Source organism: Citromicrobium bathyomarinum, from assembly GCF_038594485.1.
GTDB lineage: Bacteria > Pseudomonadota > Alphaproteobacteria > Sphingomonadales > Sphingomonadaceae > Alteriqipengyuania > Alteriqipengyuania bathyomarina_A.
Map to the genome: position 1 here is coordinate 326,106 of NZ_JBCFZG010000008.1, position 12,537 is coordinate 338,642.

Here is a 12,537-nt window from a genome sequence, read left to right on the forward strand (position 1 = left end):
TACGTCAATCGCTACCCGCCGCCGAGCGAGCCGAGCGCGAAGGCCAGCACTGCACCGATCGCGGTAGCAATTCCCGCCCAGTAATCGTCTTCTCGAAAAGCCTGCGGAAACACTTCGACCGCAAGGCTGGCGATCACTGCCCCTGCGGCAAAGCAGCGGATCACCGCCAGCAGGTGTTCGCTCGCGCCTTCGAGCAGCAGGTTACCGGCAATTGCCGCCAGCGAGAGGATCAGCGCCGTTGACGCCCACAGCAGGAACACCCTGCCGCGCGACCGGCCATCGCTGCGCATTTCCTTCGCGCCGCCTGCCGCCTCGGGCAGGTTGGACAGGAGGATCGATCCGGCGAGCGCGGCGACCTCCATCGGGCCCGCGCCGATCAGTGCGACGCCCAGCGCAAGGTTTTCGGGAATGCCGTCGAGCGTGATCGCAGCGAGCAAGCCGCCGCCCGAACCGCCGCCCATCTTCTCCTTCACCAGCCAGTCGGCCAGCGTGAACACGCCTGCGCCCGCCAGGACGCCGCCGGCGGCGATCCAGAGAGAGCTGCGCTCTATGGACGGCTCGATCAGTTCGCTCGTGACCGACAGCAGCAATGCCCCGCCCGCCAGCGCGACGAGGAACCCCTCCGTCTTCTTGCCCAGCGGTGCATAAAGCCCCCAGGCGGCGCCGAGCATGAGCGCTCCGGACACCACTGCCACCACGATCAGCGTCATCATCATCACCCAACCTACGCACGTCCGCAGCGGATGTGCCCACACGGTGCCATACCCCGTGGAAAAAGCCTGCAATTTCGCCATGTTTCGTTTGGGTTTCAGCCGTCGTGTGCCTATATTCGCCCGATGGACGAGAACACGAAAAACGGCCGGAATACCGGCGAATATGGTGCGGATTCGATCAAGGTGCTCAAGGGCCTCGACGCGGTCCGCAAACGCCCCGGCATGTATATCGGCGATACCGACGATGGATCGGGCCTGCACCACATGGTGTTCGAGGTGTCGGACAACGCGATCGACGAAGCGCTGGCGGGCCATTGCGACCTCGTCCTGATCGAGCTCAACCCCGATGGCAGCGTCTCGGTGGAAGATAACGGCCGCGGCATTCCGGTGGACATGCACAAGGGCGAAGGCGTCTCCGCCGCCGAAGTCATCATGACCCAGCTGCACGCGGGCGGTAAGTTCGAGAACACCAGCGACGACAATGCCTATAAGGTCTCCGGTGGCCTCCACGGCGTCGGCGTATCGGTGGTCAACGCACTCAGCGAATGGCTCGAACTGGTCATCTGGCGCGACGGCAAGGAACACTGGATGCGCTTCGAGCACGGCGATGCCGTGAACAGCCTCGAAGTGCGTGGGCTTGCGCCGCCGGTCGATTCGAACGGCGACGAGAACGGCCTGAAGAAGGGCACGCGCGTCACCTTCAAGGCGAGCGAAGAGACGTTCAAGAACGTCACCGAGTTCGATTTCGACAAGCTCGAACATCGCTACCGCGAGCTCGCCTTCCTCAACTCGGGCGTGCACATCAAGCTGCGCGACCGCCGGGGCGAGGACGTGGCCGAACACGACCTGTTCTACGAGGGCGGGATTGCGGCCTTCGTCAACTATCTCGACCGCAACAAGGAAGCGCTGATTCCCGAACCGATTTCGGTCTCGGCGGAGAAGGACGGGATCGGCATCGACGTCGCGCTCGAATGGAACGATTCCTACTACGAGAACGTGCTCGCCTTCACCAACAACATCCCGCAACGCGACGGGGGCACGCACCTTGCAGCGTTCCGCGCCGCGCTGACCCGCACGCTCAACACCTACGCCGCCGCGTCTGGCCTGCTGAAGAAAGAGAAAGTCAGCCTCAGCGGTGAGGACATGCGCGAAGGGCTGACCGCAATCGTTTCGGTCAAACTGCCCGATCCCAAGTTTTCCAGTCAGACGAAAGACAAGCTGGTTTCGTCCGAGGTCCGCTCTCCGCTCGAAAGCCTGATGGGCGACAAGATGACCGAGTGGCTGGAGGAAAATCCCAACCACGCCAAGACCATCGTCCAGAAGATCGTCGATGCCGCCGCCGCGCGCGAAGCCGCACGCCGCGCGCGCGAGATGAGCCGCAAGGGCGCGATGAGCGTCGCTTCGCTGCCGGGCAAGCTGGCCGACTGCCAGGAACGCGATCCTGCCAAGTGCGAACTCTTCTTGGTCGAAGGCGACTCGGCCGGCGGTTCGGCCAAGCAGGGGCGCGACCGCAAGACGCAGGCGATTCTGCCGCTCAAGGGTAAGATCCTCAATGTCGAGCGCGCAAGGTTCGACCGGATCATTTCGTCGAAGGAAGTCGGCACGCTGATCCAGGCGATGGGCACCGGCATTCGCGACGATTTCAACATCGAGAAGCTGCGCTACCACAAGATCGTCATCATGACCGACGCCGACGTCGATGGCGCACATATCCGTACGCTGCTGCTGACCTTCTTCCACCGCCAGCTGCCCGAGATCGTGAAGGCAGGCCACCTCTTCATCGCCCAGCCGCCGCTCTACAAGGTCGCGCGCGGGCGCAGCGAAGTGTACCTGAAGGACGAGCGCGCGCTAGACCGCTACCTCGTTGCCGAGGGCTTGCAGGACCGCGTGCTCGACAGCCCCACCGGCGTGCGCGCCGGGGCGGACCTTTCCGCGCTGGTCGACCACGCGCTGCGGATGCGCAACCTGCTCGCCTACGCGCCGCGCAAATACGACACCGCGATCGTCGAAACGCTCGCGATGGCGGGCGCGTTCGATCCTGAAAACCTCGCGGCAAGCGACGCGCTCGACCGTGCGGCAGCGCGGCTCCAGATGGGCGACACCGAAGCCAAGTGGAGCGGAGAGCGTTCGCCCGATGGCGGGATCATGCTCAGCCGCCTGTGGCGCGGGGTGACCGACACGCACCTGATCGAGGAGAAATTCCTCGAAAGCGCCGAAGCGCGCAAGCTGCACAAGGTCGCGGCCGAAAACCTCGACGCCTACGAAAGCGCGGCAAAGCTGGTGAAGCCGAGCGCGGTCGAGGATGCTCCCGAACCCGACAGCGAGGATGACGGCGGCACGCCCGATCGCTCGGCCACCGCAGGGCAGGGCACGATCATCCGCCCCACCCAGCTGTTCGATGCAGTGATCGCGGCGGGGCGCAAGGGGCTGTCGGTCCAGCGCTACAAGGGTCTTGGCGAAATGAACGCGGAACAGCTGTGGGAGACCACGCTCGACCCTGACAACCGCGCGCTGTTGCAGGTGAAGATCGAGGATGCCGACGTGACGGACGAGATCTTCAGCCGCCTGATGGGCGACGTGGTCGAGACCCGGCGCGAGTTCATTCAGGATAATGCACTGAACGTCGCGAACCTCGATATCTAGCTGACGCCAGAATCTCCGGTTCGCTGGGGGCGCTGAACGTCGCGAACCTCGATATCTAGGCGGGGGCGCCCTCGCGCGCTCTCACCAGCAGCCCCCAGCCGCGCTCTTTCGGGCGCACGCCGTTGAACAGCCACAGCGCCAGCGGGCTTCGGCGCAGCACGCGATGCGCGGCATAGGGCAACACGAAGGCGGCGAGGCAGATCGCGCTCCACGACAGGAGCGGCGGAAGCGCCGCCCAGACGCACAAAATCGCCAGCGCCACCACGACCGGGTGGTGCAGCAGGTAGATCGTGAAAGACGCATCCACCAGCCGGTCTATCCGGGCGGATGGCCGGCGTGCGATCTTCACCAGCAGCGCAAGGATGGTCTGCGTCAGGCACAGCGATGCCAGCCCGTCGAACGCCAGATCGAGCGCGATGCCGATCCGCGACTGATCCTGCCACAGCCCGACATGCAGCAGCAGCGCGACCAGCCCGATGGTCGGGACCGCCGGATCGAGGGCCGAAAACCTTGCCCACAACGCTCGGGATCGGCGCAAAGCCACGCCGACGGCAAAGAACGGCAGGTAGATCGCGAGCCTGCCAAGATCGACCAACCCGCCGAGGAAGCTCAGATCGCTGTGCAAGATGTGCTCCAGCGCGAACAGCGCCAGCTCGTACGCCGCGAAGCCAAGGCCGAGCGTGATGACCCCGGGCACGGGCACCTTGCGGACCCGCACCACCAGCGGCCAGACCGCCGACAGCAGCAGGCACAGCAAAATCAGGACGGGCAGGAACCACAGGTGCGAGAGGAAATCGTGCGTCGCCTCGCCATCGACGATACCTGCTGGCGCGTGGGCAAGGATGGCCGCCTGCACCGGCACGATCGTCGCGATGCCCACCGTCAGCGGCAGCCCGAGCCTTTCGATCCGCCCCTTCAGCCATTCCCCGCGCGAACGCCGTTCCAGCAGCAGCGCAGCGAAGAAGCCCGCGATCACGAAAAAGCCCGGCATGCGAAAATCGCTGAGCACGGGCGGGATCAGGCTCAGCAGCGGATCGTGCGCCCCGCTCATCACCAGCCAGTGGCCGCCTGCAAAGGCGAGGCTGGCATGAAAGGGTATGCCCAGCAGCATGAACAGCGCACGTGCGGCATCGAGATGATGGTAGCGCTGGGCGTCGGGGGCGGGTGCCGGGTGCATGAACCGCGATTGCACCGGTCCCCCGGCCTTGTCGCGCGCGTGGATAGGCGCGTCTCTTACTAGGACGAACCGTTACCGAAACCTTTCCGCGCCCGCTCGACATGCTCGCAGGGAACGTCCAACGACCAGCGCATGGGCCATGATGCAATCATACTGGGCGGCGGAGCTGCGGGGCTGTTCTGCGCCGCCGTCGCGGGGCAGCGCGGGCGACGCGTGCTCGTGCTCGAAAAGGCGGAGGCGGTCGGGAAAAAGATCCTCACTTCCGGCGGCGGGCGGTGCAATTTCACCAATCTGGGCGCAGGACCGGACAACTACCTTTCTGCCAATCGCCACTTTGCCAAATCCGCGCTGGCCCGCTACACCCCGCGCGATTTCCTCGACCTGGTCGATCGCTACGCGATTGCCTGGCACGAAAAGACGCTGGGCCAGCTGTTCTGCGACGGTTCGGCGAGACAGATCGTCGCGATGCTGCTGGAAGAATGCGCGAAAGGCGCGGTCGATGTGCGGGTCGGTCAGGAGATTACACGGGTCGGGCGCGATGACGAAGGTTTCAGCGTCGAGGCGAACGGCGAAACCCATCGCGCGCCTTCGCTGGTGATCGCCACGGGCGGTCAGTCGATCCCGAAGATGGGCGCGACCGGCTTTGCCTACGATCTTGCCCGCCAGTTCGGCCTCAAGGTGGTCGAACCGCGCCCCGCGCTCGTCCCGCTGACGCTGGGCGGGGAAGATGTGCTGTTCCGCGAGCTGTCGGGCGTGTCCGCGCCGGTCGAGGCGCAGGCAGGCCAAGGGAAAACGGCTGCGAAATTCCGCGAGGCGGCGCTGCTGACGCACAAGGGCCTCTCCGGCCCCGCGATCCTGCAGGCCAGCTCCTACTGGCGGCATGGCGAGGTGCTGCGGATCGACTTCCTGCCAGACGCACCGCGCGGCTGGCTGATCGCGCGCAAAGGAGAGACTCCGAAGGCAAGCTTCGCCGGCGTGCTGCGCGAACACCTGCCCGAACGGCTGGCCGATACGCTCGCCGGGCGGCTCAAGCTCGAAGGACCGCTCCAGGGACTGTCCGACAAGGTGCTTGCACGCGCGGAGGATCGCCTGCGCGGCTGGCAATTCCACCCCAACGGCACCGAAGGCTTCGCCAAGGCCGAGGTGACCGCAGGCGGCATTTCGACCACCGACCTATCCTCGCAGACGATGGAGGCAAAGCGCGTGCCGGGCCTCTTTGCCATCGGCGAGGCGGTGGATGTGACCGGCTGGCTGGGCGGGTACAATTTCCAGTGGGCATGGGCGAGCGGCCATGCCTGCGGGCAGGCGCTCTAGGCGCTTCCACGAGCACGAGACGCTAGCCAAGCGACGCGGATCGCGGCAACATGCGCACGGGGTCGCACCGCACGGGAGCCTGCCATGCTCGAGACCATTCTTCGTCGCATGATCGTCGCTGGGCTGATCGCCGTCCTGTTCGGCCCGGTAGCCGCACAGGCTGAGGACACCACCTGCCGCAACGGCCTGTTCGCCGATGGCGAGGGTTTCCGGCAAGCACGGGTCACGGCGAAGCGCGCGTTCTTTTACGAGGATACCGATGGCTGCCCGACAGCGGATGCATGCCGCACGCGCTCCTATGTCATTGCAGGCGATATCCTGGTGGTGGACGGGCGGCAGGGCGGTGGCTTCGTGTGCGCGTTCTATCCCAATGACGGCGGCGGCACGGCTGGCTGGCTCAGGATGGAAGATCTCGCCGTGCTTCCCCCCGACGCCCATCCCTCGCCACAAGCGTGGCTCGGCGACTGGACCAGCAACGGCAATCCCGAAGTTACGATCGGCGAGAAATATGGCCGCCTATCGATCGTTGGAGAAGCCTACTGGCCCGACCGCCCCGAAGAGCTCGACTGGCCGACGATCCATATTGGCGAGGTGGCCGGAGCGCTCGACATCGCGGGCGCGCACGCGGGCTATGCAGACGACAACCTGTGCGAGCTGGAGCTGACCCTACTCGCCGATTTCCTCGTGATTTCGGACAACCGGCAGTGCGGCGGCGTGAACGTGACTTTCAGCGGGGTGTACACCCGGGCCGAATAGCGTGCCTCAAACCCCGATCGCAGGCAGGTAAGGCTCGCCGAACACGACCACCACGAAGCCCAGCGACGCACCGATCCACGTCGCGCGCAACCATGCCCAGCCGACGCCGGAACGCCGCGCCGAAAGCGCCATGACGATCGCCAGCAGCGCAACGACGATGGCGGGCACGGTCCACGTGCCCAGACCCAGCAGTTCGCTTATCCGTGCCTCGTCGTTGGGCATCTGCAAGCTGATGATGGCAGCAAGGACGCGCATCATCAGCGCGCCGAACACGATTGTCGGCCCGACCACCGCGCCGCGCGCGCTCATCGCCAGCCCGATCAGCGCCAGCAGCACCGTCACCAGAGGCCCGGCAGCGTCGACGATGATGTCGTCGCGAAGGCTGGCCGCTCCCCCGACCAGCGAAACGCTGTTCATCCGGATCACCGCGTCGTAGCCGAGCGCCTTGGCGGCGATCAGGTGCCCGATCTCGTGCAGCAGCACGCAAACGACGACGATGAGGAGCGTCAGCCCGATCTGTCTGAGTGCGATAGCCATCAAATGCGTCCCCCCGGTTGCGAGGGCCAAAGGCACACCGCATCGGCCTGCCCGTCAAGCCGACCCGCGACGGGGGCACGTGCCCCATCGACGAACGGCACCCCGGCGAGAGATTGCGGGACCGCGGCTGCTGCGCGTGCGGACGGAGGAATTTTCCTACTCGACCTTCCAGCGCTAACATCGGCGCCGCTCTTTCGCATCGTCGTTGCCCGGTCCCTCACGCGGAACCCTCGCGCAAAAAAAATCCGCGCGAATCCCGCAAAGTGTCGCCTTCCGCTATCCAAGCTTCTGGTAGACGGGCATTTTTTCAGGGTGACACGAGGGTGACACGTGTCACTCTTGTCACTCGGCGAGGATGTCTCCAGCAGGGCTTACAAAACCCGCTCCCAACTGATTTCGTCGATTGCAGGTTCCCGCCGCAAATATAGGCAGAAGGCGTCAGTCACCTCGGCAAAGGTGAGTTTATCGCGCGACCGATAATGCTCGTTCGAACTCCCATCGCGACGTTCAAGGATGAACAAGTCGCCCTCCCTCAAGGTCTGCATGTAGTGATGCTTCCCAAATTCGAGGATCAGGATGCCGTCGGCCTCCAATCCGTCGAGTCCGGCGAAGATGGCTTCCTCGGAAGGGGCCCGATGGTCCCGCACCCCGTCGACTTCTATTCGTGCATCGGGGACCGGCACTGCGGATAGGATTTTTATGCGTCCGGCGTCGCGCATCTGCGGTGTCACTGCTCCAACCGATCGCTCCACAAAGCGGACCAGCGGATCGGCATCTTTCCGAATCTTGTGGTTGAACCAAAGCGTTAGGGGGAGACCCAGCCCAAAGACGATCCCGACCGTGACGAACATCTGGATCGAGTACTGGCCTTCCCGATGCGCCATGAACACGATCCACGCCATGATCGGGGTCAGGATCACGAACCAGAGCGTGCCGTTCAGATCGGAACCGGCCCGGCCGGACACTTTCGATCCAAAAGCGTCGCCACGGATGCGGGCGAAGATCATCGGCCCGTACCTGTCCAAGGCGCTCCGCCAAAGGCAGAGATAGGAGCCGACGATCCAGCCGCGCGCGCCGTTCTTCGCCTCAAACCAAGGTAGCATCTCGGATTTCAGCCGTCGCTTTACCTCCTCAGGAGGATGGCGAGAGACGACCTCGAAGCGATAGCCGAGCACCGCGCCTACATTCTAAAAACGCCGAAGCGCGGGCGATCCTCGATCGGCGCTTCGAGGCAGGCGGCGAAGGCGAGGCCGAGAACGTCGCGGGTCTGCACGGGGTCGATGACGCCGTCGTCCCACAGGCGCGCGGTGGCGTAGTAGGGGTTGCCCTCGTCCTCGTATTTCTGGCGGATGGGAGCCTTGAATTCCTCGGCCTGTTCGTCGGTCCACGTGTCCGCGTCGCGGTGGACCGTGGCGAGCACCGACGCCGCCTGTTCGCCGCCCATCACCGAGATGCGGCTGTTGGGCCAGCTGAACAGGAAGCGCGGAGAATAAGCGCGGCCCGACATGCCGTAATTGCCTGCCCCGAAGCTGCCGCCGATCAGGATGGTGACCTTGGGCACGCTCGCGGTGGCGACCGCCGTCACCAGCTTTGCACCATGCTTGGCGATCCCTTCCGCCTCGTATTTCCCGCCGACCATGAAGCCGGAGATGTTCTGCAGGAACAGCAGCGGGATGCGCCGCTGGCACGCCAATTCGATGAAATGCGCACCCTTCACCGCGCTTTCGGAGAACAGCACGCCGTTGTTCGCGAGCACCGCCACCGGCATGCCCCAGATATGCGCGAAGCCGCAGACAAGCGTGGAGCCGTAGTCCTTCTTGAACTCATGGAATTCGCTGCCGTCGGTCAGCCGGGCGATCACCTCGTGCACGTCGTATGGCGCGCGCACATCCTCGGGGATCAGCGCGTAGAGGTCTTCCGCGTCGAACTTGGGCGGTACCGGCTCCTGAAGCTCGATATTGGTCGCCGCATCGGTGTTAGCACCCAGATGGCTGACGATATCGCGCACGATGGTCAGCGCGTGCTCGTCGTTCTCGGCAAGGTGATCAACCACGCCGGACTTTTTCGCATGCAGATCGCCTCCGCCCAGATCCTCGGCGCTGATCTCCTCGCCCGTCGCGGCCTTCACCAGCGGTGGGCCGGCAAGGAAGATAGTGCCCTGATTGCGCACGATCACGCTCTCGTCGCTCATCGCGGGCACATAGGCCCCGCCCGCAGTGCAGGAACCCATCACGCAGGCGATCTGCGGAATGCCGAGGCTGCTCATCTGCGCCTGGTTGAAGAAGATGCGCCCGAAGTGCTCCTTGTCCGGGAAAACCTCGGCCTGATAGGGCAGGTTCGCGCCGCCGCTATCGACCAGATAGATGCACGGCAGGCGGTTTTCCTGCGCGATTTCCTGCGCGCGAAGGTGCTTCTTGACCGTCATCGGGTAGTACGACCCGCCTTTGACCGTCGGATCGTTGCACACGATCATCACCTGCCGCCCGGACACGCGCCCGACGCCGCAAATCATCGAGGCGCCGTTGACGTCGCCCTCGTACATGCCGTTGGCCGCCAGCTGCCCGACTTCGAGGAAAGGCGAGCCCGGATCAAGCAACCGCTCCACCCGTTCGCGGGGAAGCAGCTTGCCGCGGCTGACGTGCCGCTCGCGATGCTTCTCGCTCCCGCCCAGCGCCGCCTCGGCGACCTTCTCGCGCAGTTCGGTGGCAAGCGCCTTGTTATGATCGAAGCGCGCCTTTGCATCGGGCGCTTCACGGTCGAGCATCGAGGTGAGTACGGGTGCGGTCATATGTTCTATCTCAGCGTTTCTTCACGAACTCGGCGCGCAGGACGAGGCCTTTGATGCCGGGGTACTTGCAGTCGATCTCCTGCGCGTCGCCGGTCAGGCGGATCGATTTGATCAGCGTGCCCTGCTTCAGCGTCTGGCCCGCGCCCTTCACCTCCAGATCCTTGATCAGCGTCACCTGGTCGCCATCGGCCAGCAGGTTACCCACCGCGTCGCGCACTTCGACCGTGTCCGCCGCAGCCTGCTTCGCCGTGAGTTCGGAGGCCGGCATCCATTCCCCGCTTTCCTCGTCGTAGACGTAGTCTTCGTCGGCGCTCATTCGCTGTCGCCTTCGAGATGCTCGGCGAAGAAGGGCATCACGTGATCGGCGAAACGCTCGTTCACGCGGTTGGTGTGATCGCCCTCGTAGAGTTCGAAATCGTAGTCGACGCCGAACCGGTCGAGCTCGGCGCGCCAGATGCGATTGCCTTCGAGAAGGAAATCCTTGTCGCCGATATCCATCGCGAACCCGTCGAGCGTCGTCAGCGAGCGCAGGTATTGCGGCAGGATCACCACCGGCGCGTTGGCGGCGACGCGCTGGTTGACCAGCGGATCGATCGTGCCGTCCTCGCGCAGGCCGGTGTCGGCCTTGAGGAAGCCCTCGGCGGTCGGGTCGGGCGACCAGGCGACCAGCGTGGAGATCGCCGCGAGCTGGAAGAACTCGGCATTCTCGACCTCTTCGGGGCTCATGCTCTCGATCTTCTGCGCCATCTCGGGCGTCATCGCCGCCGGGTCGAGGCAGCACGCGCTCATCATGTATATGCTGGAGAAGATGCCCGGGTTCTTCAGCGCCACCCGCGCGGTGCCGTAGCCGCCCATCGAATGGCCCGACAGGCCGCGGCTCGCAGCGTCCGGGATCGAACGGTAATTGGCGTCGATCCAGTCGACCAGATCGTGCGCTACGAAGCCCTCGTAGTCGCCCACGGTCGGGCCGGAGGAATAGAAGGCGCCCTTCCATTTGGAGTCGCCGTTGGGCACGACGAGAATCATCGGGTGACCGGCCTCGGCCGCCTTGTCGACCGCAGCGGTGAAGTCGATGTGATGCTCGATATAGCGCTTGGGCGAGCCCCAGTAGCCATGGAGGAAGTAGACCACGGGATAGTGCGCATCCGGATGCTCGTCGTACCCCGGCGGGGTGATGACGTAGACTTCGCGGGTTGCGGTGTTGCCTTCCAGATTGCCCTCGATCGCGGGGCTATGGACCGTCTCGATCGTGAGCCGCGCTGCGTCCTGCGCAGCGGCGGGCACGGCCAGAGCTGCGACGAGACCCAGCGCGAGAGCAAACTTCTTCAGCATGGTCATTCCCCCCTTAGCCAGCGGCCCCGATCAGTTCCCGACCGATCAGCATGCGCCGGATTTCGTTCGTGCCCGCGCCGATGTCGAGCAGCTTGGCATCGCGCATATAGCGTTCCACCGGCCAGTCGAGCGTGTAGCCCGCCCCGCCCAGCGCCTGCACGCTTTCGGCCGCGACGCGGAAGGCATTCTCGCTCGCCAGCAGGATCGCGCCCGCCGCATCGAACCGGGTGGTCTGGCCCGCATCGCAGCTCTTGGCGACCGCGTAGGTGTAGGCGCGCGCCGATTGCAGCGCGACGTACATGTCCGCCACCTTGGCCTGCATCAGCTGGAAGGAACCGATCGGCTTGCCGAACTGCGTGCGCTCGCGAAGGTAGGGGATCACGGTGTCGAGGCAGGCCTGCATGATGCCGAGCTGCAGTCCGGCAAGCACCACCCGCTCGTAATCGAGCCCGCTCATCAGCACGCCCACGCCGCCGCCGACCGGGCCCATGACGCGATCCTCTGGCACGAAGCAGTCGTCGAACACCAGCTCCGCCGTTGGCGAGCCGCGCATGCCGACTTTCTCGATCTTCTGGCCGATCGAGAAACCCTCGTCGCCTTTCTCGATCAGGAAGGCGGTGATGCCGCGCGATCCGGCTTCGCTGTCGGTCTTGGCATAGACCACCAGCGTATCGGCGTAGGGCGCGTTGGTGATCCAGAACTTGGTGCCGTTCAGGCGGTAGCCGCCCTCTACCGCGTCGGCCTTGAGTTTCATCGAGACGACGTCCGAACCCGCGCTCGCCTCGCTCATCGCCAGCGAGCCGACGTGTTCGCCAGAGATCAGCGGACCGAGGTACTTCGCCTTCTGTTCCTCGTTGCCCCAGCGGCGGATCTGGTTGACGCACAGGTTGGAGTGCGCGCCGTAGCTGAGCCCGAGCGAAGCACTCGCCCGGCTTACTTCCTCGACCGCGATCACGTGCTCGAGATAGCCCAGGCCAAGGCCGCCATCGGCTTCGTCCACCGTGATCCCGTGCAGGCCGAGTTCGCCCATCTGCTGCCACAGCTCCTCGCGGGGGAACCAGTCCTCGCGGTCGATCTTCTCGGCCAGCGGCACGATCTGTTCGTCGGCGAAACGGCCTACGGTTTCGCGGATCATCTCCGCGCTCTCGCCAAGCTGGAAGTCGAAATCGGGGGTCGCACGCATACTGGACATTGGGGGCATCCTTCTCTTTCGCTGCCGCGCATAGCAACCCCGCCCGCCATCGCAAACCGGCGGCCCGACCGATCGGCGCAGAGGT

11 protein-coding genes are annotated in these 12,537 nt (G+C 65.0%); 3 read left to right on the plus strand and 8 right to left on the minus strand.

Annotated elements, in window-relative coordinates:
- Positions 1–11: 11 nt before the first annotated feature.
- Positions 12–794: a ZIP family metal transporter gene (locus AAG591_RS14460; RefSeq protein ID WP_342532139.1), complete on the minus strand. Its 783-nt coding sequence runs from the start codon at positions 792–794 to the stop codon at positions 12–14.
- Positions 795–836: 42 nt separating this feature from the next.
- Here AAG591_RS14460 and gyrB point away from each other — a divergent pair, with 42 nt between their 5' ends.
- Positions 837–3,356 (plus strand): DNA topoisomerase (ATP-hydrolyzing) subunit B, encoded by a 2,520-nt coding sequence (gyrB, locus tag AAG591_RS14465; protein ID WP_342532140.1) that lies wholly within the window; start codon positions 837–839, stop codon positions 3,354–3,356.
- A 55-nt stretch (positions 3,357–3,411) separates the two neighbouring features.
- On the opposite strand, the gene AAG591_RS14470 is transcribed toward gyrB, so the two are convergent.
- On the minus strand, positions 3,412–4,548 hold the full coding sequence (locus tag AAG591_RS14470) for an acyltransferase family protein (RefSeq protein WP_342532141.1): 1,137 nt from the start codon (positions 4,546–4,548) through the stop codon (positions 3,412–3,414).
- A gap of 117 nt (positions 4,549–4,665) precedes the next feature.
- Here AAG591_RS14470 and AAG591_RS14475 point away from each other — a divergent pair, with 117 nt between their 5' ends.
- Together AAG591_RS14475 and AAG591_RS14480 are read left to right on the plus strand one after the other, a co-directional pair.
- On the plus strand, positions 4,666–5,847 hold the full coding sequence (locus tag AAG591_RS14475; RefSeq protein ID WP_342532142.1) for a BaiN/RdsA family NAD(P)/FAD-dependent oxidoreductase: 1,182 nt from the start codon (positions 4,666–4,668) through the stop codon (positions 5,845–5,847).
- Positions 5,848–5,931: 84 nt separating this feature from the next.
- Positions 5,932–6,603, plus strand: coding sequence for a hypothetical protein (locus AAG591_RS14480; protein WP_342532143.1), 672 nt, complete (start codon positions 5,932–5,934; stop codon positions 6,601–6,603).
- A 6-nt stretch (positions 6,604–6,609) separates the two neighbouring features.
- Here AAG591_RS14480 and AAG591_RS14485 read toward each other — a convergent pair whose 3' ends face one another.
- The 6 genes from AAG591_RS14485 to AAG591_RS14510 all read right to left on the minus strand — a co-directional run bounded on the left by AAG591_RS14485 (position 6,610) and on the right by AAG591_RS14510 (position 12,443).
- Positions 6,610–7,140 carry a hypothetical protein gene (locus AAG591_RS14485; RefSeq protein WP_342532144.1) on the minus strand — a complete coding sequence of 177 codons (531 nt, stop codon included), beginning with the start codon at positions 7,138–7,140 and terminating at the stop codon, positions 6,610–6,612.
- Between the two features lie 371 nt (positions 7,141–7,511).
- Complete coding sequence (locus AAG591_RS14490) at positions 7,512–8,315, minus strand: hypothetical protein (protein ID WP_342532145.1); 804 nt, start codon at positions 8,313–8,315, stop codon at positions 7,512–7,514.
- Between the two features lie 5 nt (positions 8,316–8,320).
- Positions 8,321–9,928, minus strand: coding sequence for a carboxyl transferase domain-containing protein (locus AAG591_RS14495; RefSeq protein WP_342532146.1), 1,608 nt, complete (start codon positions 9,926–9,928; stop codon positions 8,321–8,323).
- A 10-nt stretch (positions 9,929–9,938) separates the two neighbouring features.
- The gene (locus AAG591_RS14500; RefSeq protein ID WP_342532147.1) at positions 9,939–10,244 is read right to left on the minus strand and encodes an alkylphosphonate utilization protein; all 306 of its coding nucleotides are present in this window, start codon (positions 10,242–10,244) and stop codon (positions 9,939–9,941) included.
- Positions 10,241–11,260 carry an alpha/beta hydrolase gene (locus AAG591_RS14505; protein ID WP_342532148.1) on the minus strand — a complete coding sequence of 340 codons (1,020 nt, stop codon included), beginning with the start codon at positions 11,258–11,260 and terminating at the stop codon, positions 10,241–10,243. Before AAG591_RS14505 ends, AAG591_RS14500 begins: the two co-directional genes overlap by 4 nt.
- A 13-nt stretch (positions 11,261–11,273) precedes the next feature.
- Positions 11,274–12,443, minus strand: coding sequence for an acyl-CoA dehydrogenase family protein (locus AAG591_RS14510; RefSeq protein ID WP_342532296.1), 1,170 nt, complete (start codon positions 12,441–12,443; stop codon positions 11,274–11,276).
- Positions 12,444–12,537 lie beyond the last annotated feature (94 nt).